The 24,948-nt window shown below is 44.4% G+C and carries 22 protein-coding genes; 6 read left to right on the top strand and 16 right to left on the bottom strand.

What is annotated here, in order from left to right; translation table 11 throughout:
* Positions 1 to 60: 60 nt before the first annotated feature.
* The 9 genes from OC443_RS12450 to kduD form a co-directional block, all read right to left on the bottom strand.
* Positions 61 to 1,227 carry an oligogalacturonate lyase family protein gene (locus tag OC443_RS12450; protein ID WP_073585643.1) on the bottom strand — a complete coding sequence of 389 codons (1,167 nt, stop codon included), beginning with the start codon at positions 1,225 to 1,227 and terminating at the stop codon, positions 61 to 63.
* Between the two features lie 68 nt (positions 1,228 to 1,295).
* Positions 1,296 to 3,065: a sodium:solute symporter family transporter gene (locus OC443_RS12445; protein ID WP_073585642.1), complete on the bottom strand. Its 1,770-nt coding sequence runs from the start codon at positions 3,063 to 3,065 to the stop codon at positions 1,296 to 1,298.
* Positions 3,066 to 3,417: 352 nt separating this feature from the next.
* Positions 3,418 to 4,041 carry a bifunctional 4-hydroxy-2-oxoglutarate aldolase/2-dehydro-3-deoxy-phosphogluconate aldolase gene (locus tag OC443_RS12440; protein ID WP_073585641.1) on the bottom strand — a complete coding sequence of 208 codons (624 nt, stop codon included), beginning with the start codon at positions 4,039 to 4,041 and terminating at the stop codon, positions 3,418 to 3,420.
* A 12-nt stretch (positions 4,042 to 4,053) separates the two neighbouring features.
* Positions 4,054 to 4,980 carry a 2-dehydro-3-deoxygluconokinase gene (locus tag OC443_RS12435; protein WP_073585640.1) on the bottom strand — a complete coding sequence of 309 codons (927 nt, stop codon included), beginning with the start codon at positions 4,978 to 4,980 and terminating at the stop codon, positions 4,054 to 4,056.
* Positions 4,981 to 5,105: 125 nt separating this feature from the next.
* Entirely contained in the window at positions 5,106 to 6,023 is a 918-nt protein-coding gene (locus OC443_RS12430) for an alpha/beta hydrolase (RefSeq protein WP_073585639.1), read from the bottom strand.
* Positions 6,024 to 6,183: 160 nt separating this feature from the next.
* On the bottom strand, positions 6,184 to 6,825 hold the full coding sequence (locus OC443_RS12425; RefSeq protein WP_073585638.1) for an RpiB/LacA/LacB family sugar-phosphate isomerase: 642 nt from the start codon (positions 6,823 to 6,825) through the stop codon (positions 6,184 to 6,186).
* Between the two features lie 46 nt (positions 6,826 to 6,871).
* Positions 6,872 to 7,198 (bottom strand): cupin domain-containing protein, encoded by a 327-nt coding sequence (locus tag OC443_RS12420; RefSeq protein WP_073585637.1) that lies wholly within the window; start codon positions 7,196 to 7,198, stop codon positions 6,872 to 6,874.
* Between the two features lie 17 nt (positions 7,199 to 7,215).
* The gene (locus OC443_RS12415) at positions 7,216 to 7,737 is read right to left on the bottom strand and encodes a YgjV family protein (RefSeq protein ID WP_073585636.1); all 522 of its coding nucleotides are present in this window, start codon (positions 7,735 to 7,737) and stop codon (positions 7,216 to 7,218) included.
* Between the two features lie 20 nt (positions 7,738 to 7,757).
* Positions 7,758 to 8,519 carry a 2-dehydro-3-deoxy-D-gluconate 5-dehydrogenase KduD gene (kduD, locus tag OC443_RS12410; protein ID WP_073585635.1) on the bottom strand — a complete coding sequence of 254 codons (762 nt, stop codon included), beginning with the start codon at positions 8,517 to 8,519 and terminating at the stop codon, positions 7,758 to 7,760.
* Positions 8,520 to 8,805: 286 nt separating this feature from the next.
* Here kduD and kdgR point away from each other — a divergent pair, with 286 nt between their 5' ends.
* The 3 genes from kdgR (at position 8,806) to OC443_RS12395 (ending at position 12,273) form a co-directional block, all read left to right on the top strand.
* On the top strand, positions 8,806 to 9,588 hold the full coding sequence (gene kdgR, locus OC443_RS12405) for a DNA-binding transcriptional regulator KdgR (protein ID WP_073585634.1): 783 nt from the start codon (positions 8,806 to 8,808) through the stop codon (positions 9,586 to 9,588).
* 88 nt (positions 9,589 to 9,676) lie between these two features.
* Complete coding sequence (locus OC443_RS12400; protein ID WP_073585633.1) at positions 9,677 to 11,554, top strand: putative nucleotidyltransferase substrate binding domain-containing protein; 1,878 nt, start codon at positions 9,677 to 9,679, stop codon at positions 11,552 to 11,554.
* A gap of 2 nt (positions 11,555 to 11,556) precedes the next feature.
* Positions 11,557 to 12,273 carry an exonuclease domain-containing protein gene (locus tag OC443_RS12395; RefSeq protein WP_073585632.1) on the top strand — a complete coding sequence of 239 codons (717 nt, stop codon included), beginning with the start codon at positions 11,557 to 11,559 and terminating at the stop codon, positions 12,271 to 12,273.
* 28 nt (positions 12,274 to 12,301) lie between these two features.
* Here the strand turns inward: OC443_RS12395 and OC443_RS12390 are convergent, their stop codons facing one another.
* The 7 genes from OC443_RS12390 to OC443_RS12360 all read right to left on the bottom strand — a co-directional run bounded on the left by OC443_RS12390 (position 12,302) and on the right by OC443_RS12360 (position 21,354).
* Positions 12,302 to 13,471, bottom strand: a complete 1,170-nt coding sequence (locus OC443_RS12390) for an SO_0444 family Cu/Zn efflux transporter (RefSeq protein WP_262021677.1) — start codon at positions 13,469 to 13,471, stop codon at positions 12,302 to 12,304.
* The gene (gene zntR / locus OC443_RS12385) at positions 13,449 to 13,895 is read right to left on the bottom strand and encodes a Zn(2+)-responsive transcriptional regulator (RefSeq protein ID WP_083601673.1); all 447 of its coding nucleotides are present in this window, start codon (positions 13,893 to 13,895) and stop codon (positions 13,449 to 13,451) included. Before zntR ends, OC443_RS12390 begins: the two co-directional genes overlap by 23 nt.
* A gap of 226 nt (positions 13,896 to 14,121) precedes the next feature.
* Entirely contained in the window at positions 14,122 to 15,546 is a 1,425-nt protein-coding gene (gene uxaC / locus OC443_RS12380; RefSeq protein WP_073584297.1) for a glucuronate isomerase, read from the bottom strand.
* Positions 15,546 to 17,024: a mannitol dehydrogenase family protein gene (locus OC443_RS12375; protein ID WP_073584299.1), complete on the bottom strand. Its 1,479-nt coding sequence runs from the start codon at positions 17,022 to 17,024 to the stop codon at positions 15,546 to 15,548. The genes uxaC and OC443_RS12375 overlap by 1 nt, the downstream gene beginning before the upstream one ends.
* The gene (locus OC443_RS12370; RefSeq protein ID WP_073584301.1) at positions 17,021 to 19,435 is read right to left on the bottom strand and encodes a glycoside hydrolase family 31 protein; all 2,415 of its coding nucleotides are present in this window, start codon (positions 19,433 to 19,435) and stop codon (positions 17,021 to 17,023) included. Before OC443_RS12370 ends, OC443_RS12375 begins: the two co-directional genes overlap by 4 nt.
* 85 nt (positions 19,436 to 19,520) lie before the next feature.
* Positions 19,521 to 20,822: a TRAP transporter large permease gene (locus OC443_RS12365; protein WP_073584303.1), complete on the bottom strand. Its 1,302-nt coding sequence runs from the start codon at positions 20,820 to 20,822 to the stop codon at positions 19,521 to 19,523.
* A 28-nt stretch (positions 20,823 to 20,850) separates the two neighbouring features.
* Positions 20,851 to 21,354, bottom strand: a complete 504-nt coding sequence (locus tag OC443_RS12360) for a TRAP transporter small permease (protein WP_073584305.1) — start codon at positions 21,352 to 21,354, stop codon at positions 20,851 to 20,853.
* A 343-nt stretch (positions 21,355 to 21,697) separates the two neighbouring features.
* On the opposite strand from OC443_RS12360, the gene OC443_RS12355 reads away from it, so the two are divergent.
* The 3 genes from OC443_RS12355 (at position 21,698) to uxuA (ending at position 24,864) form a co-directional block, all read left to right on the top strand.
* Complete coding sequence (locus tag OC443_RS12355; RefSeq protein ID WP_073584307.1) at positions 21,698 to 22,684, top strand: TRAP transporter substrate-binding protein; 987 nt, start codon at positions 21,698 to 21,700, stop codon at positions 22,682 to 22,684.
* 166 nt (positions 22,685 to 22,850) lie between these two features.
* On the top strand, positions 22,851 to 23,597 hold the full coding sequence (locus tag OC443_RS12350; RefSeq protein WP_073584309.1) for an FCD domain-containing protein: 747 nt from the start codon (positions 22,851 to 22,853) through the stop codon (positions 23,595 to 23,597).
* A gap of 79 nt (positions 23,598 to 23,676) precedes the next feature.
* Positions 23,677 to 24,864 (top strand): mannonate dehydratase, encoded by a 1,188-nt coding sequence (gene uxuA, locus OC443_RS12345; protein WP_073584311.1) that lies wholly within the window; start codon positions 23,677 to 23,679, stop codon positions 24,862 to 24,864.
* Positions 24,865 to 24,948 lie beyond the last annotated feature (84 nt).

Raw genomic sequence — 24,948 nt, 5'->3', positions numbered from 1 at the left:
ACTTTAAAAAAAACCTCAGCCGGACAGGCTGAGGTTTTTTCAAATCAGAGATGAGATGTTTTATGAGCGCATCGCTTCTGGTACATCAGCAATATAGAGTGCTGGTACACCTTCAAAGTCACTTGTAAACAGAACACCTGTATCATTTGGTGTGAATGATGGGTGAGGGTGAGTAATTTGTCTGTCACCATCTAATACTTCCCAGGAAGTATTATGCTTCGCCAGTTTAGTCGATGTTTTGCTCTTCGTATTAAGAATGTACAGGAACGGATCATTCTCAATGCTATAGCCTGAATCATCAGCAACATCAACCGGGCTGTCACAGCCGTCACCAACCATCAGACTTCCGTCATGATTACTCATTAAATGAGAACATGGTGGCATTGTCATGACTTTCTCATTTTCCAGAGTCACAGGATCAGCTTTGTAGATAACACGCTCTGACTGACCTTTAAAGTAAGACACATAAGCCATACCGCTGCCATCCGGAATCCAGAATTCGTGTGTACAGGATTCACCAGAAGCATGTTCCTTGATCTTACGTACGTTTGAACCATCTTCATTCACCAGCCACATTCTGGCATCAACCAGATCGTGCGGACCTTCATGACAGAAACCAATCGTAGAATCATCAAACGGACGATAAATCGGGTGGCCCAGCCATTCATCTTTTTGGTGGACAACTTCCAGTTCACCTGTCTCAATATCAACTTTGATTAAGCGGCAGGTTGGGTTTGTATGATAAAAGTCGTGGAATTTTTTCCAGTCGGTTAATGGCTTCCAGCAGCTTTTCAGAATCTCAATACCAACAAGCTTGGTGCACTCTGAGTTTGCTACCCATGTACCATAACCTTTCCACTCGTCGTCAACGGTGTAGACAACACTTTCTTCCAGTGTGTTCAGATCAACTTTCATCAGATTCAATTCATTTTTAACATAGAAAAATGATTGATCATCATTCGAAATGAAACCACCGAATGTGTTATCACCTGCACCTTCAGTCAGCTGAACTGCTTTTTGTGTCTCCAGATCGACAAGGTAGTAGTTGCGGTTACCATCAAAATCACCGGCAAATAACAATTTTTTGCCATCATTGGTGAAGCATTTTTGATAGAAGTAGTTACGGTGGCAAATAACATCAGTTGGCGTTAAACGTGTTACTTTAACCTGAGTGTCGCTGTCAATGAACGTTTCAAAAGCTAACTGAACCGAATCACCTTTAGCCATAAATGAGTCTCCTTTAGTCTGGCTGCCAGCAAAATTGCCGGCAGCCATAGTCAATCAATCAGATGTGTTTAGCGAGGCATCGTTGCCGTTCTGGCATCAATTTCGCCTACACCTGCACTGCGTTTCAGCGCGAAACCGACCAGGAACACGGCTGCAGAACAGCACAGGAACAATATCCGGCCCCACAACGGGTTAGGGATCAGTATCATCAACAATAAGCCTGCTGACATCAACATTACCAAAGTACCCAGTTTATTACGTTGCATCCGGTCAACAACATCCTGACCTTCTTCCGCAATACACTCTGTATCTACATCTTTGAAGAACTCACGGGTTTGTTCAATATTGATGTCGTTTTCTTCTTTGTAGAACAATGTTGTTAAGCAGAAGAAACCAGCAGTCAGAACAAGGTGAGCACCAATCGTTGTCATGATTTTCAAATCACCAGCTTCGCGACCAGTCAGATTCTCCATTCCGAACCATCCGCCAACAACTGTTGGTGTCAGAACTTTTACAACGAGCAGAGAAACAAACAGGCCGAAAATAACTGTTGCCCACGGTGCCCATTTTGGTGTCTTGCGGATCAGGATTGCAAGGAACAATGGAACCAGGATTGGAGATTGAAGCAGTGTTGCAACCTGCATCATCAAATCAAACAGGCTCAAACCTTTCAGTGATACATAGAACTGAGCACACAGGATAACCAGAATACCGTTAATGACACTGGCAATCATACCCATGCGAAGTTGTTCTTTATCTGTTGCTTTTCCTTTACGCATAATCGGCGCATAGAAACTACGGACAAAAATACCAGAGTTACGGTTTAGTGCTGAGTCCATAGAAGACATGGTTGCAGCGAACAGACCCGCCATCAGCAGACCCACAGTACCCACAGGCATGTAGTCACGGGCAAAGACCAGATAAACCGCGTCACCTGCTTTTTTTCCTAAACTTGCGTATGCCAGAGCCGCATCCGGATTCAGAATACGAATCGCCCATGGTGGAATAAACCAAATCATGGCACCAACAAACATCATACCTAATGCAAGCAGAGCTGCTTTAGATGCGTTTTTAGAATCTTTTGCGTTAAGGAAACGATAAGATTCCTGCATGTTGTTAATACTTTGCAGCTGTTTTACGATGAAGAACAGGAATGAACCGACGATCAGGATTGGGTAATTCATATCCGGACCAACGATGAATCCGCCTGGGAACTTCGTCAGGATTTCACCCGGACCACCGACAACAACAAGTGCAACAACCGCACAAGCGACCGAGATAACCGCAACAATCAGTGACTGAATAAAGTCAGATGCCACAACACCCCATGCACCACTAATCAGAGATACCAGCAATACCGCCGCACCTGTGATGTAAATGGTCATGTTGATGTCTGTTTTAAATACTGCGGATGCAAATACACCTAAACCGTTCAACCATACACCGGCATTCAGGACACTTAACGGAATAATCACCCAAGTGAAAAATTGTTCATTTGTGTGCCCAAAACGACGTTTTACAGCTTCTGTTGGCGTATCGACACGCATTTGACGGAAACGGCGTGAAAAATAGAAAAATGCAAATCCATAAGCAACCATGTTACCGACGAATACGCCCAGGATTTCAAAACCTGAGCTGAAGGCTTTACCTGCAGCACCGGTAAATGTCCAGGCTGAGAACTGCGTCATGAATGCAGTTGAACCAACCATCCACCACAGCATTTTACCGCCACCACGGAAATAATCACTCGTACTTGAACTTGCCATTTTTTTGAATAACAAGCTGATTGCCACCATCAGAGTAAAATACCCTGCAATGACAAGATAATCATATGTCATACTTGAACCTCGAAACGATGTTTTAATTTTAGTGAATTATAAATTTATATTTATGTTTCGATCGAGATAAAAATCAAAACATCGGTTCATTTTTATTACTTTACTCTGTATTTGTGAGTTGAGTCACTTTACGGGGAATTAATTGGAAAGCTTGGTGAAAGAGGGATGAGTTGGGTATGAAAATGCAGACTAATAAACATGACGTATTATAAAATAATCAGTGAAATAATACTATTTATTGATAAAAAAAACCCATGCATTATGAATTAATACATGGGCCAAATGGACAATCTAACGGGACTAACATAGCCACATAAATGGCCAAAAGATTAAACGAAATCTTGTCATTCAATTAAGCGATAACTGAAGCAACTTCCCGGACAAGCTGAGCAAGTTCTTCCCAGTTTCCATCTTCAATCATCTGATTCGGAACCATCCAGGTCCCGCCACAGGCGAGTACGGACGGAATCGCTAAATAATCTTTCACATTCTTAGGATTTACACCACCTGTCGGCATGAACTTAACCGGATACACGGCCGTCATTGCTTTCAGCATCGCAGCACCACCAGAAGGCTCTGCCGGAAAAAATTTCAGTGTTCTCAAGCCCATCTCCATCGCTTGTTCGACCAGACTCGGACTATTCACACCCGGAACAATAGTCACTTTGCGCTGCTGGCAATATTTGACGGTTGTTGGATTGAAACCCGGACTGACAATGAAATCCACACCAGCATCGATTGCTTCATCAACCTGTTCTGCGGTTAAAACTGTACCTGCACCAATTAACATGTCCGGGTAGGCTTCACGCATATTCTTAATTGCAAGCGCAGCATGTTCTGTACGGAATGTCACTTCGGCGCAAGGCAGGCCGTTTTCACTCAATACTTCGGCCAGCTTCACTGCTTTACCCGGATCATTAATTGCGATCACTGGTACAACTTTAATTTCACTCAGTCTCTCGTTAATACTTTTCATGGTTTCCCTCAGTTAAATTTTTGGCATAGCCTGATGCGGAATGACTGCACCAGGGTACTGAATTACCGTTCCGGCAAGTGTGTGTCCTGCAGATGCAGACTCCGACATGGTACCACCCAACAACCGTTTTGCCAGATACCCGGCACTGAATGAATCGCCTGCAGCTGTAGTATCTACTACATTCGAAACTAACGTTGCCGGTACAGTGACAAAATCATCCTGAGTGACGATATAGCACTCATCTGCACCCCGCTTGATGACAACTTCTCTGACACCGAGATCCTGTGTTCTCTGGATGGCTTCCTGTTCTTTTGAATCACCATACAGAGCCTGTTCATCATCGAAAGTTAAAAATGCAGTGTCGGTCAGACGAAGTACTTTTTCATACATTTGACGTGCAGATTCAGGCGACTCCCATAAAGTGGGGCGGTAATTATTATCAAACGCAATTTTGAGGCCGTCCTGATGACATTGTGTCAGAATATCGATCAAAATTTCACGGCAGTCATCTGGCAGAATAGCCAGACTGATACCACTAAGATAAACCAGGTCGAATTGTTTCAATTGTTGGATCAAATCACTTTTTTCGTAGTCACGAAGCCAGTATCTTGCTGCTGAATCATTACGCCAGTAATTGAAACTACGCTCTCCGTCAGGCGTTGTGGAAATTGTGTAAATGCCTGGTAATTTTGAATCAGACAATTTAACCATGTCTGTATTAATCGCTTCTTCCTGCCAGGCGGTCAGCATTTGACTACTGAACGGGTCTTTACCTAACCCGGTAACATAGGCAGTGGTGATTCCATGTGATTGAGTCAGGCGAGATAAGTACAGTGCGGTATTTAAAGTATCTCCACCAAAAGTTTGTTGATATAAATCGCCATCCTTCTTTAATTCAACCATACATTCGCCAATAACAGCGACTCGATTCATTTTCATGAAAAATCTCCTACATTGATATGTGGTTATTATCTGCAAAAGGATACAATAAATCAATAAAAATAAAACAATGGTTCATTTTAAGTGGTCAGAGTGTGAATGCAGACACAAACATGTATTTTGGTCTATTGCGGAACAGATAAGTGTCCGATCCACCGGTGGAGTAAGTCAGGCCACAGATGGGTCGATGTGCTTTCCCGGGTTCTGAGGCAAAAGCCATGTTCTCCTGTTTCAAATAAATGTATTTCAACAGGGATCTGACAGGTTCTCAGCGCTTTAAAAAGACTCAGACTATTTTCAACAACGACGGAAGAGTCATCAATCGCATGTCCGATAAAACAGGGAGGGGTTGTAGCAGAAACATGCTTTTCGATTGAATATTTCTCTTTCAGTATCTCTTTGGCTGGATTTCCCATCAAAGCATGTCGACTGCCAGAGTGAGCAATCTCTGGCTCCATACTGATGACCGGATACATGAAGGCGGCAAAATCCAGGTGAATCTTGTGCGAATCGATCTGATCCTGTCCGGGAAATATGGTTTGATTCATTTGGGTTGCCAGTCTTGCTGCGATATGACCGCCGGCAGAAAAACCCAGTACTCCCCATTGGGTTATATGTTGCCATTGCTGGTGTGATTGAATCATACGCATGGCACGCTGCGCATCTGTAAAGGAGACATCTGAGCCTTGTGGATGTTTATCTTCCGGCATTCGGTAGCTCATGACAAAAACGGTGTAACCCCATTGCTTCAGCCGCCGGGCTATCTCAAGTCCTTCCTTATCTATCGCAATTCTTTGATAGCCGCCGCCGGGAATCACTAAAATCCCGGTATGGTTACTCTGCTCCGGCTCAAAAATGAGCACTTCCGGGTTGGATATCCGGTAAAGCGCTCTGTCACACATATCGGGCTGACGACTGCGTTCGGTACAAAGTGAAGACAGATCCGGGTTGGTTTGAAGGTTGTTTTCCCATAGGGGTAAGACGTGTTTATTTTCTGAAAGCTGGGAAAGTGACCGGAACAGGGTGGATGTGTTTGACTTCATGAATTGCTCTTCTGGTAAATCAATTCAGGTCAGTTGACGTCTGAAAGGAGCTTCCCTGAATTGCCGGGTGAATCTAGAAAAAAAGCCAACCGGGGAAGGTTGGCTCATCAGCATAAATGATTGTCTGATAAATAGTGCGTAATGGAAACTAATCCAAAGCTTAGCCAACCAGTGACTTCACATATTCTGCGATTTCAGGCACCTGGCAGTTAGTAAAGAAAGCTTCCTGGAAACGTGGACCTGAAACCGCTGTTTTAACCAGTTCCTGATCGATAGCACGTAAAGTGTCCAGGTAGTCTTCTTTAACTACAGCTGCTTTAACAGAGTTCAGAATACCAGCGTTACGTTGTTGTGGTTCAGCACGCTCAAGTGGATAACCCTGACCACGTTCACCAGTTGTGAATGCTTTTTCGAAGATATAGCGAACGTTCAGTTCCGCACCCCAGCCATAGCCTTTTGCAAATGCAAGAGAAAGCGCGTTACCGTTGTTGATTTGATTGAACAGGAATGCGTCAGAAGGATCTAAACAGTATCCGCAAACAACACCTGGATGGATGTTTAAAGACATCATTGCGCCCTGGCCAGTACCACAACCCGCGACAATAAAATCAACAGCTTTAGAGTTCAACAATAAGCTAGCCATGATACCCAGGTGGATATAAGTCAGATGATGATCATTTTCATCGCTCATACCAACGTTATATACATCGTGGCCAAGAGGCTGAACGACAGTGTTAAGCTCGTTAAGAACAACCGCATTTTTAGCTGCTTGGCTGTTTTCCATCATTAGTGCGATTTTCATGGTTAGTACTCCGGCGGCTCAGCCGCATTAATAAATTAGAAATAAATTATGATTGAATAAAGTCTTTACGCATTGGGGTAAAGTTATCAAGTAGTACACCTTTCTTCAGGCATACACAGCCATGCATAACATTTGGCTCTTTGTACAGCACATCACCCGCTTTAACGATTTTAGTTTCTTCACCAATCGTAAACTCAAATTCACCAGATAATACGTAAGTCAGTTGCTCGTGCGGATGGTTGTGCATTGCACCAACAGCACCATCTTCAAAGTACACTTCAACACTCATAATATTGTCACTGTATGCCAGGATCTTACGTGATACGCCACCACCCAGATCTTCAAGCTGTACATCGTTGTTATAAACAAACATGTTAACCTCTTAATTACTTATGTAGCCTGACTTGCCATATTCTGTTTTGAATCACGAAGTAAACGGTATATGGTCAAACTATTTACACATATCAGAGTCGCTTCTAAAAGTGTGCCACCAATAGAGCCGACCAGAATATTATTGGTTAGCCAACATATTGCACCTGTCAAAAAAGCAATTCGCATGGGAATACCCTGAAGGCAAAAAACGGCAAAAGTACCGATCATTGTTCCCATTACAGGCCATAAGTCCCACCAGTGTTCGGCAAGATAAATACCGAAACCGAAACCAACAACCATAAAAAAGAATGCGATATATTTTGAAGAAGTGAATATAGAGCTGGCTGTACGCATCGCACTAAGTGCGGCACTGAGCGCTGACACGATTGAACCAAGTAATAAAAAATGAAGAAGATGGTTTAGATTAAAAATCAGCATCACAATTTTCAGACGACGATCGTTCTTCTGATAAAATGTGGATATGCCTAACCCGTAACTGACGAAACCTAAGGCCTGAGCAACTGATATATCTAAATCCATCTTCTTTAATTCGTTTTAAATTAACGAGCTAACCAACCGCCATCTACAGCAATTGTGTAACCGCTAATGTAGTCTGATGCAGACGAAGACAAGAAAATACATGGACCAGCAAGGTCTTCAGGTGTACCCCAACGTGCTGCAGGAATACGATCCAGAATTTCTTTATTACGAACTTCGTCAGCACGAAGTGCCTGCGTATTGTTTGTTGCCATATAACCTGGTGCAATTGCATTCACGTTGATACCGTGTTTTGCCCACTCGTTTGCCATCAAACGGGTTACGCCCATTACACCACTTTTTGAAGCTGTGTAAGAAGGTACACGGATACCACCCTGGTATGACAACATTGAAGCGATGTTGACAATCTTACCACCAGTACCCTGAGCCATAAATTGTTTCGCAACAGCCTGAGACATAAAGAATACTGACTTGATGTTGATGTTCATAACATCATCCCAGTCTTGCTCACTAAAATCAATGGCATCATTACGTCTGATAATACCAGCGTTGTTTACCAGAATGTCTATATGACCAAATTCAGTGACGGCACGATCAACAATGTTAGGGATGTCATCCAGCTTCATCAGATTCGCTCTGATATCGATGAATTTACGCCCGATTTGTTTCATTTGTTCGATCGTTTCTGTTGGTTCGACTATGTTGACACCGACAACATCACATCCGGCTTTTGCCAAACCTAATGCCATACCTTGACCAAGGCCAGTATCACAACCAGTTACAATAGCGACTTTGCCTTCAAGATTGAATGAATCAAGAATCATAAAATTTTCCTTAGTGGTTGCTGATATCGTGATGAGGCCGATGAAAGCCATATCACTGTAGTGAAAATATATTGGATCAAAAAGAAACCATTTGCAATTTTTTTTGAAACGCTATTTTAAAAATAATGATGAAGATCTGCTTTTTTGACATATTCCATGTCCGGTTTCATATTTTTGAAAAGCCTTTTTAAAAATACTGGTACATAATCTGGTAATCACTATAATAGGGAGCAAAGTAATAATGAGAGATACAGGTATCTGTTTTTAAGTTAAGGGGCAAACGATAATGGAAAAACCAACTCAACCGGAAGCGGTATCATCGGTTTTAAAAGTCTTTAGTATATTGCAGGCTCTTGGCGATCAGAGAGAAATTGGCGTATCCGAGTTATCGCAGCGTTTGATGATGTCTAAAGCGACAACTTATCGTTTTCTGCAAACGATGAAATCACTTGGCTATGTTTCCCAGGAGGGAGAAGCTGATAAGTATTCGCTGACATTAAAGCTTTTCGAACTGGGTGCGAAATCACTGGAATATGTAGACTTAATTGAGTTGGCTGACCGCGAGATGCGTCATATTTCTGAGCAAACAAACGAGGCTTTGCATTTAGGCGCATTGGATGATAATGCAATCATTTATATCCATAAGATTGATTCCGGATACAATTTGCGGATGCAATCCCGGATAGGCCGCAGAAATCCGCTTTACAGTACTGCGATCGGAAAAGTGTTGCTTGCCGAGCGAGATGAAGACTATATCCGGGAAGTGCTGACTGATGTTGAATTTATCGGTCATACAGAACGCACGCATAAGAATGTTGAACAATTGCTTGCCGAGCTGGATCAGGTGAAGAAGCAGCACTATGCAGAAGATAATGAAGAGCAGGAGCCTGGTTTAAGATGTATTGCTGCGCCGGTATATGATCGGTTTGGCAATGTGATTGCTGGTGTTTCTATTTCATTACCGACCATCCGGTTCGATGAAAAACGCCTGAACTATTATGTAGACCTGTTGCAACAAGCCGGCCGGAATATATCAGAGAATCTTGGATTCAATGCGTATCCCATTTGACATGATTGATTCTGTATGAGCAGCCACAGGGCTGCTTTTTTAGACTAAACCAAATGAAGTAAAACGATGTTTCATTTTCGGAGGCTGTATGGGCTCATCTCTGACACCGAATATTTATGATTTTCTGATTAAAATCGATCCATTTGATAAGTTACCTGATGAAATTGTCAGTTATCTTTCCGGGCAGGTCAAAGTCCGTTACCTGAGTCAGGGTGAGCGAATAGAATTCAGTGCTTTGTGTGAAGATCGTTACCTTTATATTATCCGTACCGGTGCAATAGAACAGAAAAGAGCTGATGGCCAGCTTCGGGCCCGGCTGGGTGAGGATGATCAGTTTGGATTTACTTTTCTTGAACCACTGAAAGATACTGAAGATGGGTATTATGCTGAAGCTATCAGCGACTCTCTCTTATATCTTGTTCCTCATGAAGTGGTGAAAGAAATATGCGTAAAACATCCGGAATTTGTCGATTATTTTGCGGCCCGGGCACAGGTTCGTCTTACTTCTGCCATCTCTTCAATTAACCGGGATGCAAACCGTGAAGATGAAGGTTTTTTCTATCGCCGGGTTGGCGAAATTGCCAGTGAAAATATAGCGATTGTTGAATCGGATACCCCCATTCGTCAGGTCGCTCAGATTATGTGCGGTGAGAAAAAAAACCGAAGCTCTTGTGCCGTTGTCAAACAGAATGATGAAATTGTTGGGATTGTTACGGATCGGGACATGACACGGGGTGTTGCTGCCGGAATTGATACCGGTGAACCGATTCATTTAGTGATGACACATAATCCGCAGCTGATTCAGGCCGATGATAAAGTGGTGCAGGCGATCTCAGTGATGCTGCAACATAATATCCGCTGTATGCCGGTTCTGCGGGGGAAAGAAGTTGTTGGTCTGCTGACGACTTCACATCTGGTACATAATCACCGGACTCAGGCTTTGTTCCTGATTGAAAAAATTAAATATGCCAGTTCGGTTAACTCACTGGCTGCACTGAAAAATGAGCGGGAATCTATATTCGAATCACTGGTCGAAAGTGGCATTGGTGCGGTGCTTCAGGGGCAGGTGATGGCGATGATTATGGATGCTTTTACCCGTCGCCTGATTGAAATTTCCGAAGAACTATTAGGCCCGCCGCCATGTGATTATGTCTGGATGGTTGCTGGTTCCCATGCCCGAAATGAAGTCCACATGTTATCTGATCAGGACAGTGCAATTGTATTATCTGATGATGTCAAACCTGAAGATATTGTCTATTTCAGACATCTGGCGATGCGGGTCTGTAACGGTTTATTCGCCTGTGGTTATCCATTGTGTGACGGAAAATATATGGCTGCCACACCGAAATGGTGCCAGCCGCTGGATACCTGGAAAGCTTATTACAGTAAGTGGGTTGCAAGCCCTGAGTACAATAAATTATTAAGTATCAGTGTATTTCTTGAAGTGCGTTCTGTATATGGTAATCAGGGGTTTGTTCATGAACTGCAGCAACACCTGCATCATTGTATTCAGAGCAGCTCTAACTTTTTGCCTTCGTTAGTCCGTGACGCGATTGATACTCAGCCGCCGCTGGGGATTTTCAACAATCTGGTTCTGGAGAAAGGCGGAGATAACAGTAATACACTGAATATTAAAAAATATGCATTGAATCTGATTATTGATCTGGCCCGGATTTTCAGTTTGTCTGCCGGCGGTTCAATGACAGGGACAGAAGAAAGATTTCAGTATGCGGCTGCGCATGGCGCATTGTCTGAAGATAGCTGTGAAAATATTATTGGTGCTTTTCGTTTTATCCGCAAAGTTCGTTTTAAACATCAGATGCAGTCATTGCGTGATGGACGTAATCCGGATAATCATATATCTCCTGACTCTTTCAGTAGTTTCGAAAGGAAGCACCTTAAAGAAGCCTTTAAGATTATTAGTGAGTTACAGGATGTAGCAAAGCTGCGCTTTATTAAAGGATAGTTATGTTTGAAATCATAAGACAGCACATTTCCGGATGGCGAAAACTCAGTCAGCAGCATAAGACATTAGCGGAAAGCGGGATTGAATGGACACCGGGGCTGGCGAATTATTTTAATACCCCGTTACCAGAGCCGGATGCTCTGGTCTTACAGCAGGATATGATAGCTCTGGACTTTGAGACTTCCGGGATTGAAGCCGGGAAAGATCAGATTCTGAGTGTCGGCTGGGTGCCGATGAATATGAGTCAGATTGACCTTGACGCCAGTAAAGAAATTTTTATTAAACACCCGGAATATGTGAGTGCCGATTCTGCAACCATTAACCAGATTGTTCCTGAAGCACTGCGTAATGGGGTGGATCTGGATGACGCGATGTCGCAGCTGTTTGATGTACTGGCCGGTAAAATTCCTGTGGTTCATGGCGCATGTATTGAAAAGCAGTTTATTGAGGCCTATCTGAAACAGCGCTTTGGGATTGCCCATTTTCCCTGCTTCTGGATTGATACATTACGGGTTGAAAAATCGATGACTTTTTCAGGAAAAACGACCCTTGGTCGTAGTTTCCAGCTTCAGGACGTTCGTTCTGCTTATGGTTTACCTGCCTACAATGCGCATTCTGCAGCAATTGATGCGCTATCTGCTGCAGAGCTTTTAATCGCACAGGTAAAATCTATCTTTAAAAATCATCCGCCACGCTTATCTAAAATTGCAATGTTTTAAGGTGACCCAATTTTCGGCAATCGCGGAGTTATGATTTACCATGGTGAAGATGAGAAGGTTGTTGTTTGCTGAATACTTTTTGCAAAAAACCACGGATACGTTTGCTTAAATCTCTGATCACCAGTCCGGCAAGCATCAGTGCTGCCAGCCAGCTAAGCCAGTCAGGCATCAGTGCATGGCTGTGGCCCAGTTCGCCGGCAATGTCGATTTGCCAGAGTCCAACCAGAAAATTAGTCAGATAACCAAATCCAATCGCGACACTAATCACACCCGTCAGATAACCAATCAGTGTCCGGGTGCCCATTTCCTGACGGACAATACCGAGTGTTGCCACATTTGTTGCCGGTCCGGCAAGAAGGAAAACCAGTGTGGCTCCGGGCGAAACCCCGGCCAGCATTAAACCTGCAGCCAAAGGTGTTGAAGCCGATGCACAGATATACATAGGGACGCCCACCATCGCCATGATCACCATCGCCCAGCCGCCCTGACTGATCTCTGCCAGGGTGTTTTCAGGAACGAACGCAACCACGCCTGCTGAAACGATTAATCCCACAATCAACCAGACAGACAAATCGCCGAGTAATTCAGTGAATGCATAAACCTGTCCCTGCCAGATGCGCCCCGTCAGTGATGATGATGATTTTTTGCTGTGACAGCAATGGCAGGACGGCACGGGCTGACTCTGTTTTATCTGTAAGGAAGGTGATAATGACGGCTTTGCTGCAAGCGGTGTTGTCATTGAAACAGCAGGCGTCGCCGCAGTAATTTTCATTGTGGGGGCGGTTTTTTTTTCCCCGAGAATGACTAACACCGCCGCTGTAATAGCAGAACAGATGGCAGCAACCGGGCGGATAATTGTCATAAACGGGCCAAGTAACGCGTAGGAGACAGCGATAGAATCAACACCGGTTTCCGGGGTGGAAATCAGAAATGCAGTGGTTGCTCCTTTAGATGCTCCGGCTCTGCGAAGCCCGACAGCTGCCGGAATCACACCGCAGGAACACAAGGGCAGAGGAATGCCAAGAATAGCGGCTTTAATGGCCGGGATAAATCCCTGCCCATTTAAATGACGACCCAGATAATCGCCTTTGACAAAAGTCTGTAAAAGACCGGCAACAACCAGTCCGGATATCAGCCAGAAGGCAGCATCGAGCCATAAATACAAAAATGCCTGACTAATGAGAGTGAGCGTGTTCATTGTCCGCTTCCTCCTGTGAGTCAGTATCTGCCAATGCTGTCAAAATCGTGCAGTGTTCAGCAGAATGATTGCCGCCACAGCATCGGTTATTCATCAGAGCTAAAGCATCATACATGCGTTGCAGCGCCTGTATTTTTTGTTTTATTTCGGTCTGTTTTGCCGCAGTGATTGCTTTCACTTCTTCGCAGGTATGCTGGTCTCGGGCAATTTCCAGCGCCAGTAGTTCAGCAATTTCTTTTAAGTTGAAACCGATACTCTGTGCCCGCTGGATAAACTTCAGACGCTCGACACTGTGCACATCAAACAGCCGGTAACCATTTTTGGCTCTTTCCGCTGTGAGTAAGCCTTGTTTTTCATAATAACGGATGGTTTCTGCGGTTACGCCGGTTCTTTTTGCCAGCTCTCCCTTTTTTAACATCGCCATATCCGGTTCCCTTTAACGTTGTTGTCACTATTACTATAAACCTTGTTCTTAACTACAGGGTCAAATGTTTTTTTTCGTGTCGTACATAAACATGATCTGCATTGGCTATATATGGTTTGGTATCAACTGAAGTGTTATTTCATGAAATGTTTAGAAAAATCCCTCCGGTTAAGAGGGATTTATATTACCGGACAGTCACCGGCAGATGTTGGGAAGGTATACTTTGTTAAAGTGTCTGAACTGATGTCGGATTGAAATAGTTGCGGGCATTGCTGAAACAGATATTGTTGATCATGGTTCCCACAAGAGACATGTCATTGGGAATTTCCCCCTGTTCTACCTGATAGCCGATAAAATTACAAAGAATCCGGCGGAAATATTCATGCCGGGTATAGGACAGGAAGCTGCGGGAATCGGTCAGCATACCAACAAACTGACTGAGCAGCCCCAGTTGAGACAACTGTTCCAGCTGACGTTGCATACCGTCTTTCTGATCATTAAACCACCAGCCTGAGCCAAACTGAATTTTACCGGGAATCCCCCCGCCCTGAAAATTACCAATCATTGTTGCAATCATTTCATTATCCCGCGGATTCAGGCAGTACAGTATTGTCTTGGGTAACTCATCGGTCAGATCCATAGCATCCAGTAAATGAGCCAATGCGAAGGAGAAAGGCTGGTCGCCAATGGAGTCAAAACCAGAATCCGGACCTGACTGGCGGAACATGCGGGTATTATTATTTCGTTGGGCTCCGATATGCATCTGCAGAACCCAGCCCAAACGGGAGTATTGCTTACCAAGCCAGACTTGTACTGCAGTAGAGAACTGAGCGATTTCTGTTTCAGACAATATTTCACCGTTGAGTCTGCGTTGTAGCAGATAATCCAGTGTGTTTTCATCAGGAACAGGTGCGTAACGAACGACTTCAATACCATGATCTGCGGCCAGACAACCATGAAGCACAAAGTGCGCCATTCGTTGTTCTAAAGCGGCCAGCAGATGATGATAACGGGTGATTTCTGTGTTAGTGACCTCTCCGAGCTGTCTGATGTAACAGGCAAACCCTTCCTGTTCAATCTTAAAGACTCTGTCGGGCCGCCAGCTTGGACGAATTTCGAGCTCAAAACTACTGTCTTGAGCTAAGGTCTTGTGATGAATGAGTGAGTCGATTGGGTCATCAGTTGTTCCTGCCATTACCACGTTCATCTGTTGCATAATGCCTCTGGTACTGAACTCTGGTTGTGACAGCAGGTCATTACATTGATGCCAGATTTCATCTGCAGTTTGCTCAGAAAGTAATTGGCCTGTAATACCAAAAGGGCGACGTAATTCAAGATGTGTCCAGTGATAAAGGGGATTTCCCAGTGTCAGAGGCACAGTTTTCGCCCAGGCATGGTATTTTTCAATGTCTGCAGAATCTCCGGTAATCAAAGATTCCGGAATCCCGGCACTTCGCATTGCACGCCATTTATAGTGATCGCCTTCCAGCCATATTTGGCCGAGGTTTTCAAACTGGCGGTTTTCAGCGATGTCTTGAGGATTCAGGTGACAGTGATAATCATATATTGGCTGTTCTGCCGCATAGTCATGATAGAGACGGCAGGCCGTCCTGTTTGTCAGCAAAAAATCTTCACACAAAAAGCTTTTCATCACTGTTTGTCTCCGGAAAGCTTGCGAACGGTGGCTCTTGCTCCGTTATCAATTAATGATTGATACGCGGCAGAGACAGCTTCGAGAACCTGCGGGTTTTTACCAATATCCGCTGTAAAAATCGCCTCGATACTGAGCAGGGCCGGGACAACGGAAACATTCAAGCCATGCTCATCGCAGATGGCCCGAAGGGAAGTGGCCATTGGATCTTTGACTTCAATGTCATTGCCTTGCTCATCGACACCAGCAATATAACGCATCCAGCCGGCAATTCCTGCTGCGATCCAAGAGAAATCGGTTCCCCGGGCCAGATGGTAACGCAGACTTCCCCCCAGACGCTGGGGTATTTTCTGACTGCCATCCATCGCAATCTGCCACGTTTTATGTTTCAGATTTGGGTTACTGTAACGATCAATCAGTAGTTTTGCATAGCCTTCCAGATCGGTTCCTTCCGGCATATTCAAAGAGGGAGCCTGCGCTTTGAGCATCATATCAAGAGCTGCCTGACGATAGCCATTATCGGTCATAGTATCTGAAATATGTGCGTAGCCCCCAAGGTAGCCTAGGTAAGCCAGAAATGAATGACTGCCGTTCAACATCCGCAGCTTCATTTCTTCATAAGGAACAACATCCGGGACAAATTCAGCTCCGGCGATATTCCAGTCAGGGCGTCCGGCAACAAAATTATCTTCTATTACCCATTGACGAAAGGGTTCACAGGCGATGCCGCATGGATCTTCGACACCAAGTAACTGTGCAATTTCATGAAGTGTTTCTTCCGTTGCTGCCGGAACAATGCGATCGACCATCGTGCAGGGAAATGTGACATGATCTTCTATCCATTGTGCCAGTTCAGTATCAAGCAGACGGGCATATTCAAGAATTGCAGTCCTGGCAACATGGCCGTTTTCCTGAATATTGTCACAGGACATGACTGTGAATGGTGCAATGTTGCGTTCCCGGCGTAATTTGAGCGCCTGTACAATGTATCCCAGTGCAGATTTAGGCTGTTGAGGATTTTCCAGATCGGCAACTACCAGTGGATTTTCTGCATCCAGTGTTCCTGTCGCCGGATCAGCACAGTAACCTTTTTCGGTAATGGTCATTGATACAATCGCAACCTGGGGTTCCGCCATTTTTTCCAGGATAGAACCAATACCATTCAGAGCTGGATGAAGGGATTCTGTCACTGAGCCGATGACTTTTACATCGGTCGATTGTGCCCCTTTTTCTGCAACAGTGAACTGATGTTCCTGTTGTCGCAGCGATTGAATCAATGCCTCTCCACCAAATAAATTAATTTCGCATATGCCCCAGTCGCTGTCAGATTTTCTGGCCAGTTCATCGGTAAATAATGCCTGATGTGCCCTGTGAAATGCACCAAAACCGAGATGGACAATTTTCGACTTTAATCTGTTCCGGTCATAGTCTGGGGTACTGACTGATAAATGAAGCTGAGTGTTACTAATATTTCTCATAGTGTGATTTCCTGTTCGTACGCCTGACTCAGAGGGAAGGCGTCACCGTTTCCGGCTTCCTCTCCGTTAATCAATAACTGACGGCTTTCATGAGACGGAAGGCAAATGTTCACAGCCTGATAAGCAGGTTTATAATGACCTTCTGCAGTAATATTAAGTTCTATTGTATTGTTTGAGCATGTCATATCGATGTGAAGCTTAAGGTAATTCTCTTCTAAATAACCAAATGTTTCACCATCATCTTCAAAAATGCTCCGCGATGAGCGTCCCACCCCCTGAAGCGGATAAATCTTGAGCTGTCTGGTTGTGTCCTGTTTTGTATCTGTATGTGCAATACGATCACTGATGGGTATTATTGCTCCGGCCCGGACCAGCAGAGGGATGCGTTCAAGCGGGGCATCCAGAGTCACAGTCTGACCGGCTCCATACCACCGGCTGGTATGGTAGTCGTACCAGCCCACACCATTTTCCGGCAGATAAACCTGACGTTGGCGCTTGCCCGGTTCTACTACAGAAGCGACCAGTACATCCTGTCCAAACAAATAATCATCATTTTCTTCGAAAGTTTTTGGGTCTTGCTCATGGTCCAGAAATGTTGGTCTTAGAATAGGTTCATCATATTGGTAAGCCTGATATAACGCATCATAAATATATGGCATAAGCTGATATCTGAGTTTCATCGCATCCCGGATGATGGGGGTGACCTGTGGGTACATCCATGGCTCGTTGACAGTACCATCATCATTCCAGGAATGGATAGTAAAGCGCGGATGCATGACGCCATTTTGTACCCAGCGAACGAATAGCTCAGGATCGGGTTTATTACCGGAAAATCCGCCCACATCATGACCCAGGTTATATAAACCTGATAAACTCATCCCTAATCCCATTTTGATGTTATAGCGTAAACTGGTCCAGTTCGTCCGGTTGTCTCCACTCCATGTCTGTACGTAACGATTCATACCGGGACAGCCCGAACGGGAAATCAGGTAAGGGCGGAGTGTTGGTGAGAATCTGGCCTGAGCTTCATAAGATGCCCGCATCATCAGTAATGGTTGAAGCGGACGGATTAATCCGATTGGAATTTCCTGTCCGAAACCATAACAGCGTGCACCTTTATCCCAAATCTCATATTCGTTATTATCATTCCAGGTTGAATCAATACCTTTTTTCAGCAACTGCCTGGTTATATTATCCTGCCACCAACTGATAGTATCAGGATTGGTAAAATCAAGGTGAGAGCCATCGGCGTCCCAGAAGACAGAGCTTTCCGGTTGATCGAATTCAGAATCCCGGATAAACAGTCCTTTTGATTTGACCTCCTCAAATTTTGGGTGGTCATGCAGTAAACAGGGTTTGATGTTCGCGGCTAGTTTCAGGCCATTTTGATGAAAGTATTTTGTCATACTTTCAGGACTTGGTACTTTGTCATGGTTCCAGTTAAAAACATAGCGTTTGTCGCCAATGGATGTATAACCAGACGAAAGCTGGAATGAATCACAGGGAATACCATGTTCCTGACACTGATCTACAAAACTTTCCAGTAACTCTTGTGCATTTTCAGCATCGGTATACTGCATGGTTGAACCGCTGTAGCCAAGGCTCCAGCGTGGGCCAAATGCTGTACCACCGGTTAGCCTGACAAATTGTTGCGTAACCTGTTTAATCGTTGGGCCATACATGAAATAAAAATCCAGATCACCATCTTCAGCCCGGTAGCTGCGATATTGTGTATGGTAATTATCCAGCTCATTTCCTAAGTCAAACCAGCAACTGGCCAGATTATCATAGTAAAGTCCGAAACTGGCGCTTGTATCCTTTTGAGAACTTCGCGTGATATAAAATGGAATGTGTTTATAAAGAGGATCTGTTCTGCTGGCATCATATCCCATGGCATCGAGATTACGCATTTCAAACCGGCGTCCTGCACGGTTTAGTTCGCCGGTTTTTTCTCCCAGCCCGAAATATAATTCCCCGGATTCACGATGCATGAAATGGGCAATACCCGGTTCGGAAACTCCCAGTTGATAGGCACCGGTCTTGCGATCTTGTGCCAGTGGTAACCATTGGCCCTCTGCCCGGTGTTCCCAGCTCATCCACAAGGGTTGATGAATGGTAAGACGAAGCTGATGAGTTGTGATTCGTAGCTGGTCATCCAACTGCTCAATGCTAAACTCTGGCAAACTGTATCCATGAGTTGCAAACCGGTCCCTGCCTTCCCAGGGGATCTCATCATTTTCCGGAGCCACTGTCCATGTCCGGTTCAGCCGGAGCTGACGGTTTTGCTGAAATAAAACCCGGATCAGATCGTGTTCCAGAACAAAAATATGCAGGCTGTGCCGGTTATCGCATTGCAGGATAATTTCATTTTCTTTCTGCTGTTCGAGTTGCCAGTGCTTGACCGTTTTCATTTGCAGGTTTCCTTGTTATACGGAGAGCCACTGACGGCTCTCGTGTTAATACAGGGTGTCATTTTCAGATTGAATGTCGGCTGAATCAGTAGCCGAGGAAATATTGTGGCATTGCCAGACTAAGTTCCGGAACAAAGGTCACCAGCATCAATGCAAGCACCAGTACCGCATAAAATGGTAATAACGGCTTGATAACTTTGTCGATTTTAACCTTACCGACGGAACAACCGATGAATAAGGCACTACCAACGGGGGGAGTACAGATACCAATAGCCAGATTAAATGTCATCATGATGCCGAAGTGAACCGGATCCATGCCGAGATCCATTGCTATCGGCAGGAATATGGGAGTAAAGATTAACAGAGCCGGTGTCATATCCATGAAAACACCAACAATAAGCAAGGTAATATTGATGATAACCAGAATGACGATTGGATTCTCTGAGACTGCCATAAGTGCATCACTGATCATGTAAGGAATATCACCGTTTGCCATTGCCCATGACATGCCCATCGAAGCCCCAATCAACAGCAGAACAATCGATGTTGTCATCACTGATTCCAGAATAATTCCGGGAAGCTGTTTCAGGCTGACTTCACGGTAAAAGACGACTGCAAGCAGCAAAGTATAAGCGACCGCAATGGCTGAAGCTTCTGTTGCGGTGAAGATGCCACCGATAATACCTCCCATGATGACGATAATGAGTCCCAGACTGGGCACCGCATCAAGGGTTTTCTTGAGAACTTCTGAGCCAGAAGCTCTTGGAGCTACCGGATATCCACGTTTTTTAGCGATGAAACCGGCAATAAACATCAGACTTAGCCCCATAATGATGCCGGGAATATATCCCCCAAGGAACAGTGCGCCAATTGATGTCCCCCCTGAGATCAGGGAATAAACAATAAATGTATTACTGGGCGGAATGAGCAGGCCAGTCGGACAGGATGTAATGTTGACCGCAGCAGAATAGGCCGGATCATAGCCTTCTTTCTTCTGTAGTGGCGCCATGGTTCCGCCAACAGCAGCAGCAGAGGCTACCGCTGAACCTGAAATAGCACCAAACATCATATTTGCCAAAATATTTACATGGGCCAGAGAACCGGGAAGACGTCCGCCGATCACTTTGGCAAAGTCAATTAAACGAATGGCGATCCCCCCCCGGTTCATAATATTCCCGGCCAGAATAAAAAACGGGATAGCAAGCAGCGCAAAACTGTCCAGACCTGAAGCCATTTTTTGGGAAATAACAGCGATTGCTGCATCAAAGGGTAAAGAAAGTACAATGGTTAACAGTGAAGCAATCCCAATAGCAAAAGAAATAGGGACGCCTAATCCCAGAAATAAAAAGAAACTACCAAATAATGTAATAATAATTTGCCATTCCACGGTGAGGTTCCTTATCAAAATCAATGTGTTACAGAGTGGAGGTTCCTGAAGAGGAAATATCAGTCAGATTGTCGAGCAGATCTTTGAGTAAATAGATACTCATAAAACAGCCACTGAGAGGAATAGCGGCATAGATTATGCCCATTTCAATTCCCAGTGCTGGTGATATCTGGCCGGTAGCGAGGGTTTTCAGCATCAGTGCTCCGCCACCATAAACCATGATTACGGTAGTAAATACGGCACTGATAAGGTTAATAATCAGTTTGAGTGCAGCTTGTTTCCCAGGCTGGTTCTCTAACTTCATTGCCAGTAAGTCAATGGCTAAATGACGTTTCTGGCCCAGAGTATAAGCGGCTCCCATCAGACCAACCCAGATAAACAGAAAGCGGGCAATTTCATCTGTCGATGTACTTGGGCTGTTCAGTACATAGCGTGAAAATACCTGCCAAATGACACAGGCGACCAGGATACTACTCAGAGAGATACAAAACAGGGACAGGACTCTGTTCATGATCGCGATGAGTTTATTCATATAAGCTCCTCAATGACGAATCTTCGTCTTTTATTTGCAGGAAATGAAATATAGAAGAATTGGTTGAGCAAAATTATAAATATTGTCTAATAAATACCCGTGAAGTAAGTCACATTCAAATTGGCTGGTCCAATTTTGTGATTGAAAATATGATATTGGTCAACCAATGATAAAAAAATGGTTGTGATCTGGTTGAAAATCAGTCAGGTTTTAGTCGTAACTCAATGAAGTGAGTCATATGAATATTAATTGGTAACCCAATGTTTAACTCTTTAGTCACGAAGCAATTCATTTGATAAAAAACACAATTCAATCACCTGGACGAATGAAACGGAGAACCCTTATGCTCTGGAATAAAAAAGTACTGGCTACACTGATTAGCTGTGCCTTGACTGCAACGACTTCTTTATCTGCGTATGCTGCGACAACATTAAAATTAAGCCATAACCAGGATCGGACACATCCGGTACATAAGTCCATGCAATTTATGGCAAAAGAAGTGAAAGCGTTGACTCATGGTGAAGTGCGCATCCGCATTTATCCAAACGGACAACTGGGTACTCAGCGCGAATCAATGGAATTGTTGCAAAATGGTGCGATTGATATGGTGAAATCAAATGCCAGTGAACTGGAATCATTTGAACCAGCTTACGGTGCTTTTAATATCCCGTATATTTTCCATGACAAAGCACATTTTTATCGGGCTATTACCGGGGATGTCGGCGAAAAAATACTGGCTTCTTCTCATGATAAAGGGTTTGTCGGGCTGACTTATTATGACGCCGGAGCACGGAGTTTCTACGCTCAAAAACCAATTAAGTCGCCGTCTGATCTGAAAGGCATGAAAATCCGTGTTCAGCCCAGTCCAACTGCGGTTGAAATGATCCAACTGATGGGAGGTTCCCCGACACCTCTTGCATTCGGTGAATTATATACGGCATTACAACAAGGTGTGGTTGATGGTGCCGAAAATAATCCGACGGCATTAACGTCAGCACGTCATGGTGAAGTGGTTAAATATTACAGCCAGGATGAGCATACAATTATTCCTGATGTATTAGTGATCAGCAGTAAGGTATGGGATAAATTACCTGCGGATCAGCAGGCGGCAATTAAGAAAGCTGCGACAGATTCGATGATGTACCATAAAGATCTGTGGACTAAAATGACAGATAAAGCGATTGAAAAAGCTGAGAAAAGTATGGATGTCAAATTTGTTAAAGTTGACAAACAGCCTTTCATCGATGCGGTGAAACCCATGCATGATAAAGCATTAAAAAATCCGGCTATTGCCAGCTATGTTCAGCAAATTGATGCGTTGGCAAAATAACCTGAAAATTATCCGGAGAGTGTGGGTAATAAGTGCTCTCCGGAAAGAAAAACAGGTTTTGCCTGTGAATTGGTTGACCAATTTAATTGGAGTGATAATATACGTCTGACCATTCTGACATGGCGTATTATTTTAAATAAACTGATAAGAACTGAGTTGATAAGTTATGAATATAGCGATTACCACACCCAAACGACTTTATCAGGAAATTGGGATGAGTCTGCAACAACGAATCCGTTCCGGTGAGTTTCATGTCGGTGATCGCCTGCCGCCGGAACGAGATATTGCAGAGGCGATGGAAGTAAGTCGTTCGGTAGTCAGAGAAGCGATCATTATGCTTGAACTTCAGGGAATGGTTGAAGTTCGCAAAGGATCCGGTGTTTATGTGACTGCATTACCTGAGAACATTCAGGAAGGTGTACTCCCTCATTCAAGAATCGGATCAGATATTGGACCATTTGAGTTATTACAGGCCCGTCAGGTGGTTGAGAGTCAGATTGCTGGTTTTGCAGCAGAGCATGTGACCAAGAATGATATTTCTAAATTGCGGGATGCTTTAAATACAGAACGCCAGCAACTTGAAACCGGACATGGCGACTATGACGGTGATGAGATGTTTCATCTGACGATCGCGGAAGCATCCCAGAACAGTGTACTCAGCGATATTGTGAAAGATTTATGGCTGCGTCGCGATGACAGTCCGATGTGGCGTCAGCTACATACCCGTATCACCAATGTGACTTACCGGACTGCGTGGCTTGAAGATCATGAAAAGATTTTACATGCATTACAGCGAAGAGCCCCTGAGGCTGCCAGAAACGCAATGTGGCAACATCTTGAAAATGTCAAACAGACACTGTTTGAATTGTCCGATGTGGATGATCCGCAGTTTGATGGCTTTTTGTTCAGGTAATGGTCTAAACCGAAACAACCTGTATATTCAGGCTGTTTGTTATCAAAGTCAGCTCAGCAAATAATAAAGGTATTTAACTATGGAACAGACATGGCGCTGGTACGGGCCGGATGATCCGGTCTCTCTGGATGATATAAAACAGGCCGGAGCAACCGGTATTGTTAATGCACTGCATCATATTCCCAATGGAGAAGTATGGAGCCGGGAGGAAATATTAAAGCGCAAAGCTTTGATCGAGTCTAAAGGTTTTACCTGGTCCGTTGTGGAAAGTGTGCCGGTACATGAAGAGATAAAAACCCGTTCAGGAAATTATATTCAGTGGATTGAAAACTATAAACAGTCTTTGATCAATCTGGCGCAGTGCGGCATCGACACGGTTTGCTATAACTTTATGCCGGTGCTGGACTGGACCCGGACCGATCTTGAGTATGAATTGCCTGATGGCTCAAAAGCACTGCGGTTTGATCAGGTTGAATTTGCTGCTTTTGAACTGTTTATTCTGAAACGTCCGGGCGCTGAATCAGACTATACGTCTCAGGAGCAGGCTGAAGCGAAGACACGTTTTGAGCAGATGACTCAGTCTGATATAGATAAACTGACATCGAATATTATTGCCGGTCTCCCGGGGGCAGAAGAAGGGTACACACTGGAAGAATTTCAGGCCCGGCTGGATACTTATAAAGACATAGACAAAGAAAAGTTGCGTGAGCACATGATTCTTTTCCTTAACGCACTGATACCGGTTTGCGAGCAATATGGCCTCAAACTTGCGGTTCATCCGGATGACCCGCCCCGTCCGATTCTTGGTTTGCCGCGCATTGTATCGACCATCGAAGATATTGAAGCCTTAACGCATGCTGTTCCCAGCCCGGCGAATGGCATCACCATGTGCACCGGATCTTATGGTGTGCGGGGCGATAATGATTTGGTGAACATGATTGAGACCTATGGCAACCGGATTTATTTTACGCATTTGCGCTCGACACAGCGGGAAGAAAACCAGAAAAGTTTCCATGAGGCTGCGCATCTTGAAGGTGATGTGGATATGTATCATGTGATGATGGCGCTGTTAAAAGAAGAACACCGGCGTCATGTTGCCGGAGATAACCGCTTGATCCCAATGCGTCCGGATCATGGGCATCAAATGATTGATGACTTAAAAAAGCAGACAAATCCGGGTTATTCCTGTATTGGTCGTTTGAAAGGGCTGGCTGAAATCCGGGGGATGGAACTGGCTTTGAAAAAGACGTTTTTTAAATCAGCCTGAACAGACTGATTTGAGGGTAAACGCCCGGTTAAGACGGGCGTTTATGTGAGACAACATCTTATTGAAAGCGAATTTTCCGCCTTT

The sequence above is a fragment of the Vibrio quintilis genome (assembly GCF_024529975.1).
GTDB lineage: Bacteria > Pseudomonadota > Gammaproteobacteria > Enterobacterales > Vibrionaceae > Vibrio > Vibrio quintilis.
This window is presented reverse-complemented; position numbering and strand designations above follow the sequence as displayed.

Coding starts and splice junctions, on each gene's coding strand:
- OC443_RS12450 (WP_073585643.1), bottom strand. CDS start 1,227: ATGGCTAAAGGTGATTCGGTTCAGTTAGCTTTTGAAACGTTCATTGAC.
- OC443_RS12445 (WP_073585642.1), bottom strand. CDS start 3,065: ATGACATATGATTATCTTGTCATTGCAGGGTATTTTACTCTGATGGTG.
- OC443_RS12440 (WP_073585641.1), bottom strand. CDS start 4,041: ATGAAAAGTATTAACGAGAGACTGAGTGAAATTAAAGTTGTACCAGTG.
- OC443_RS12435 (WP_073585640.1), bottom strand. CDS start 4,980: ATGAAAATGAATCGAGTCGCTGTTATTGGCGAATGTATGGTTGAATTA.
- OC443_RS12430 (WP_073585639.1), bottom strand. CDS start 6,023: ATGAAGTCAAACACATCCACCCTGTTCCGGTCACTTTCCCAGCTTTCA.
- OC443_RS12425 (WP_073585638.1), bottom strand. CDS start 6,825: ATGAAAATCGCACTAATGATGGAAAACAGCCAAGCAGCTAAAAATGCG.
- OC443_RS12420 (WP_073585637.1), bottom strand. CDS start 7,198: ATGTTTGTTTATAACAACGATGTACAGCTTGAAGATCTGGGTGGTGGC.
- OC443_RS12415 (WP_073585636.1), bottom strand. CDS start 7,737: ATGGATTTAGATATATCAGTTGCTCAGGCCTTAGGTTTCGTCAGTTAC.
- kduD (WP_073585635.1), bottom strand. CDS start 8,519: ATGATTCTTGATTCATTCAATCTTGAAGGCAAAGTCGCTATTGTAACT.
- kdgR (WP_073585634.1), top strand. CDS start 8,806: ATGGAAAAACCAACTCAACCGGAAGCGGTATCATCGGTTTTAAAAGTC.
- OC443_RS12400 (WP_073585633.1), top strand. CDS start 9,677: ATGGGCTCATCTCTGACACCGAATATTTATGATTTTCTGATTAAAATC.
- OC443_RS12395 (WP_073585632.1), top strand. CDS start 11,557: ATGTTTGAAATCATAAGACAGCACATTTCCGGATGGCGAAAACTCAGT.
- OC443_RS12390 (WP_262021677.1), bottom strand. CDS start 13,471: ATGAACACGCTCACTCTCATTAGTCAGGCATTTTTGTATTTATGGCTC.
- zntR (WP_083601673.1), bottom strand. CDS start 13,895: ATGGCGATGTTAAAAAAGGGAGAGCTGGCAAAAAGAACCGGCGTAACC.
- uxaC (WP_073584297.1), bottom strand. CDS start 15,546: ATGAAAAGCTTTTTGTGTGAAGATTTTTTGCTGACAAACAGGACGGCC.
- OC443_RS12375 (WP_073584299.1), bottom strand. CDS start 17,024: ATGAGAAATATTAGTAACACTCAGCTTCATTTATCAGTCAGTACCCCA.
- OC443_RS12370 (WP_073584301.1), bottom strand. CDS start 19,435: ATGAAAACGGTCAAGCACTGGCAACTCGAACAGCAGAAAGAAAATGAA.
- OC443_RS12360 (WP_073584305.1), bottom strand. CDS start 21,354: ATGAATAAACTCATCGCGATCATGAACAGAGTCCTGTCCCTGTTTTGT.
- OC443_RS12355 (WP_073584307.1), top strand. CDS start 21,698: ATGCTCTGGAATAAAAAAGTACTGGCTACACTGATTAGCTGTGCCTTG.
- OC443_RS12350 (WP_073584309.1), top strand. CDS start 22,851: ATGAATATAGCGATTACCACACCCAAACGACTTTATCAGGAAATTGGG.
- uxuA (WP_073584311.1), top strand. CDS start 23,677: ATGGAACAGACATGGCGCTGGTACGGGCCGGATGATCCGGTCTCTCTG.